This is a genomic window from Streptomyces sp. NRRL B-24085 (assembly GCF_001282115.1).
Classification (GTDB): Bacteria; Actinomycetota; Actinomycetes; order Streptomycetales; family Streptomycetaceae; genus Streptomyces.
This window is the reverse complement of sequence record NZ_LJBR01000447.1, coordinates 1-4,758: the sequence shown is the minus strand read 5'-3', so window position 1 is coordinate 4,758 and position 4,758 is coordinate 1. Positions and strand designations below refer to the sequence as shown.

Annotated in this window: 3 protein-coding genes and 2 pseudogenes; 1 reads left to right on the top strand and 4 read right to left on the bottom strand. The window is 72.7% G+C overall.

The window, feature by feature from the left end:
* The 4 genes and pseudogenes from AOJ26_RS36185 to AOJ26_RS36170 form a co-directional block, all read right to left on the bottom strand.
* Nucleotides 1–2,125, bottom strand: a pseudogene (locus AOJ26_RS36185) (right-handed parallel beta-helix repeat-containing protein); the annotation flags it as partial.
* Between the two features lie 111 nt (nucleotides 2,126–2,236).
* Nucleotides 2,237–2,733 (bottom strand): annotated as a pseudogene (locus AOJ26_RS36180) (hypothetical protein).
* A gap of 212 nt (nucleotides 2,734–2,945) precedes the next feature.
* Nucleotides 2,946–3,773 carry an MOSC domain-containing protein gene (locus AOJ26_RS36175; protein ID WP_053852593.1) on the bottom strand — a complete coding sequence of 276 codons (828 nt, stop codon included), beginning with the start codon at nucleotides 3,771–3,773 and terminating at the stop codon, nucleotides 2,946–2,948.
* A gap of 43 nt (nucleotides 3,774–3,816) precedes the next feature.
* Nucleotides 3,817–4,254, bottom strand: coding sequence for a DUF6643 family protein (locus AOJ26_RS36170; protein ID WP_053852592.1), 438 nt, complete (start codon nucleotides 4,252–4,254; stop codon nucleotides 3,817–3,819).
* Nucleotides 4,255–4,533: 279 nt separating this feature from the next.
* Between AOJ26_RS36170 and AOJ26_RS36165 the strand changes: the two genes are divergently transcribed.
* Nucleotides 4,534–4,758 (top strand): TerD family protein (locus AOJ26_RS36165; protein WP_199828904.1); only part of this gene is annotated, 225 nt, incomplete at its 3' end.

Below are 4,758 nucleotides of genomic sequence, written 5' to 3'. Positions count from 1 at the left end.
GCCCGGCGCCAGCCGGTACTCGTGCTCCTCGGCCTGCTGCTCCACGATGCTGAGGAGTTCGTCCGGGTTGTAGTCGCTGAAGGTGATGGTCCGTGAGAAACGGGACGCCACACCCGGGTTGACCGAAAGGAACCGCTCCATCTCGGCGGTGTAGCCGGCGACGATCACCACGACCGCGTCCCGGTGGTCCTCCATCAGCTTCACCAGCGTGTCGATGGCCTCCTTGCCGAAGTCACGGCCCGAGTCCTCCGGCGACAGCGCGTACGCCTCGTCGATGAACAGCACACCGCCGCGCGCCCGGTCGAAGGCCTCCTGGGTGCGGATGGCCGTGGAACCGATGTGCTCGCCGACGAGGTCGACCCGGGACACCTCGACGAGGTGCCCCTTCTCCAGCACCCCGAGGGAGGCGAGGATCTCGCCGTACAGCCGCGCGACGGTCGTCTTGCCGGTGCCGGGGGAGCCGGTGAAGACCAGGTGGCGCTTGACGGAGGCCGCCTTGAGGCCCGCCTCCCGGCGGCGCCGGCCCACCTCGATCATGTCGGTGAGCGCCCGCACCTCGCGCTTGACGCTGTCCAGGCCCACCAGGGCGTCGAGTTCCCCGAGGACGTCCTTCGAGGTGCGCGCGGGCTTCGCCGGCTCGTCGGGGGCGGCCGGCGGCGCCGGCTCGGCGGCGCGCTGGCCGGGGATCGACCCCAGCAGACCGGGGGAGCGGGACTCCGTCTGCACGACCGTCTCCCGGGCCGCGGGCGGGGTCAGGCCGCCGCTCTCGTCGCTGGTGCAGTCCTCGACGACGGGGCCCGCTCCGGCGGCCGCGTCCGGGGCGTCCGCGAACTCGTAACCCCCGCGCGCGCAGCGCTCGGTGCGGCATTTCCGGAGCGTGGCACGACAGCCGTCTATCACGTGGAAGCCGTACCCGCCGCTGCCCGTCACCCGGCAGTTCAGGAAGCTGCCCCGGCCGCCCGCCGACACGTAGAAGCCCGCTTCCGCGGGGGAGTCGACCGTGCACCGCTCGATCGTCGGGTCGGCGCCCTTCGTGACGATCACTCCGGTCTGGGTGCCGTCCACCGTGCAGCCGTTGAGGGTGCCGCCGCTGCCGTGGTCACGGAACCAGGCGCCGGTGGCCGCGTCCCGGATCCGGCAGTCGTCGAGCTGCGCGATGGCCCCGTCGCTCACCGACACGGCGGTGTTGCGCACCTGGGAGATGTCGCTGTCGACGACGTCCGCGCGGGAGCCGCGGTCCAGGACGAACAGGGCGTCCGGCACGTCGTGCACCCGGCAGGAGTCCAGTACGGCGGTGGCGCCGTCGCTGACCCAGACGGCCGGGTAGTCGCCCGTGCTGTCGAAGATCTCGCACTGGTTGGCGTCCACGCGGGTTCCCGGGTCCCACACCGACAGGCCGTTGCGCCCGAACTGACGGACCGTCGTGCGGGTCAGCGTGAGCACCGAGCGGGAGCGCAGGTCGACCGCGTTCTCCGGGATGTCGTGGATGCGGCAGTCGGCCAGGGTCAGCACCGCGTCGGTGTCGAGGGTGACGCCGTCGCCGGTGGTGCGGTGCACGTCGCAGTCGGTGAGGTGCGCGGTAGCGCTCCAGGCGGGGGTGGGCACCGCCGCGCACCGCGATCCCGGACTGGCCGGACGCGACGATCTCGCACTCCTCGAACACCCCGCCCGCGCCGTCCAGTACGGCGATGCCGATGCCGGCCGGGTTGTCGACGGTGCAGCGCCGCACGGTCGGGCGCGCGCCTGCGCGCACCTCTATGCCGGCCGCGGACCGCGTGACGACCCGGATGTCGGCGAGCTCCGGTGTGCCCTCCTCCACGAGCAGGGCGGGCGCGGCCGCGTCCTGGCCCTCCACGTGCAGGTCCTGGACGACCGCGGAGGCCCGCACGGTCAACGGCACCCCGTCCACGGGCGCGATCCGCACGGAACCGGGCGAACCCTCGGGGCCGCGCAGGGTCACCGCCCGCTGCACGACGAGGTTCTCCCGGTAGGTGCCGGGCGCGATCGTCAGGACGTCCCCGTCCGCCGCGGCCTCCAGGGCAGCGGCGAGCGACGCGTACTCACCCGTGCGGCGCCGCCACCGCGATGTGCCGGTGTGCGTCACCTGGACCGTGCCCTGTGCCATGGCGTTGCCGTGCCCCCACCTCGTAGTACGCGGGTTTGTGCTGCCGAGGAACCTCGGCCGGTCCACCGTAGCGTGCGCGCGGGTGGTGGGTTGACCAGAGCCGTGAGGCCGTCAGCTCCCGGTGCCGGTCCGGCCCCAGTCCGGGCCCGCGCGGTCCCAGGCCTGGTCCCAACGGGCGTACCTGCGGCGGACCATGCGCCAGACGGCGAGCCGTCTGGCGCCTTCGATCAGGCCTGCGGTCAGCAGGGCCGCCCCGGCTTGAGGGCGGCCATGACGGTGCCCTGGTGCGTGCTGCCGTCCGGGGCGGTCCAGTCGGCCACCACGCGGGTGCGCGGCTCGCGCCCCGAGGCGGCCTCCGGGTCGGCGTCCAGGGGCGACCGGTCCAGTTCGCGGACCACGGTCGCCGTCACCAGCCGCCGGGAGTCCTGCTGTTCACGGACCGACCGCTGGAGCGCGTCCTGGGCCGCGGTGCCGGTGACGGCGCCGATCACCGGTCCGACGGCCAGGATCAGCAGCAGGGCCAGGAGGCCGGCCCAGGCCTCCGCCAGATCGGTCCGGCGGCACAGCGGGTTGTGCCGCCAACGCCAGAGTCCGCTGATCGCTCGCACCGTCCGCACCCCCTTCCCGCTCCGTGATAACCCCTGACGGAGTCGTCCACGCGCGGGACCGGCCGAAGAGAGAGCGAAATCACCTGCGGCCGGGTCCTCTCATGAACTCCTCACGAAGGCTCCAACGTGCGGGCCCCTTGGCGGTGTTCCCGCGGTCCGGCCCCGGGTGGATCTCTGCCGGGACTCCGTCCTCCGGCCGCCGCGCCGACCCCCTATTCGAGGATCGTGACCGGGTCACCGACCCGGATCGTGCCCCGGGAGCGGGGCACCAGGTTCTGTCCGAAGACGAGCTTGCCGCCGAGGCGCCGGTGCCGGCCCAGGCTGTGCAGGGGCTCCTTGCCCCGCAGTGCCCGGTCCTGGTCGGTGGTGGTCACTACGCACCGTCCGCACATCTTGGCCACCCGGAAGGTGACGTCCCCGATGGCGACGAGCGACCAGTCGTCCTCGGCCCAGGCGTCGGCGCCGCCCACGACGACGTTCGGCCGGAAGCGGTTCATGGGCAGCGGGCCCTCGGCCGCGTGCGGGCCTTCGGAGATCAGGGAGTTGAGGGCGTCGAGGGAGGCCGCGGAGGTGAGCAGCAGGGGGTATCCGTCGGCGAAGGTGACGGTCTCGCCCGGCAGCGCGTACTCGGGCTCGACCGGGCGGCGGGTGGCGGGATCGTCCATGTGGACCAGGAGGGTTCGCGCGCCGAGGTACTCGCTGCACCACGCGTGCGCGGCCGCGTCGGCGGCGGGCACCCCCTCGATCTTGTCGCCGAAGAGGTCCAGCGTGACGGTCTCGCCCGGCTCGGGCACCGACACGGTCAGCGGGTCCATGCCGGGCGCCGACAGCACGACGCCGCCGCCGGGCGTCAGCTCGGCGGCGGCAAGCGCGAGGCGTGGCTGCTGTCGTTGGGTGACGACCTTTCCCCCGTCGTCGACCAGCGCCCAGCGCCGGTCACCGGCCAGCCCCCAGGGCTCCACCTCGGCTTCCCGGAGCGCCAGGGCCCGGAACGCCTTGACCGGATGGACATGGATCGACAGCAGTTGTGAATTCCCCATGGGGCCATCGTGCCAGGCGGCACCGACAGCCCGGGAGGGGAAATCAGTACCCGCGGTACTGCTGGTTGTACGGGTCCTGGTAGGGGGCCGCCGGGGCGGGCCGGGGAGCCGCGGGGCGCATCGCCTCGTAGCCCGTGGCCATGCCGGGGCCGGCCGGACGCGGCTGCTGCTGCGGACCGGGATAACCGCGGGGGGCGGCGGCCTGCTGCGGGATGTAGGCCGCGGGCGCCTGCTGCAGCGGCGAGGGCTGCTGCATCTGCGGGTAGCCGTAGGCGGACTGGGAGGGGCCCGCGGGAAGAGCGGGCAGCGCGGACGGCAGCGCGGGCAGGTGGTGGCTTGCCGGGACGTCGTACGCGGCCGGGACCCGGATCGGGGCGATCTGCGGGGTGCCCCGCTCGGCCACGAGTGAGTCGTAGATCGGAGTGTCCGGGAAGGAGGCGGAGTAGTAGCCGCCGCCATAAGTGGAGCGGGGGGAGGTCATGGCACATAAGTTAAGCCCACGATGTGCTGGTTGGGGAGACCGATAAGAGGGTTGTTTTCCGTGTCGGCAGTGACCTGGGACCCCCAATGCGAGCGAACTCGGCAAAAAAGGACGCCAATCCAGGTCCCATCCCGGTAAAGGCCGAGTTCCGAGCGGGTTACCGAGGGTTGACCGGCGATCTTCCGGTCCGCGGGATGGGAGTTCGCTGCCCCCGGGGAATAGGTTGAGCGGGTAGAACTCGAAGGATCGCCGGGGCGCGTCCTGGCCTGCCGACACCCGATGGGGGCGGACATGTCAATGTCGAAAGGATCGAACGCTCCGGTGCCCACCACGGCACTGCGCGTCGAATTGGGCTGGCGCACCGGACCGGGGGTGCCCGACGCGGATGCCTCGGCCCTGCTGCTGGTCGGCGGAAAGGTCCGTTCGGACGCCGACTTCGTCTTCTACAACCAGCCCCGGCACTCCTCGGGGGCCGTCCGCCACGAGGGCAAACGGACCGACGGC

Bases quoted from the DNA above. Each gene is read 5' to 3' on its own strand.
- AOJ26_RS36170 (WP_053852592.1), bottom strand. From the start codon at position 4,254: ATGACCTCCCCCCGCTCCACTTATGGCGGCGGCTACTACTCCGCCTCC.
- AOJ26_RS36175 (WP_053852593.1), bottom strand. From the start codon at position 3,773: ATGGGGAATTCACAACTGCTGTCGATCCATGTCCATCCGGTCAAGGCG.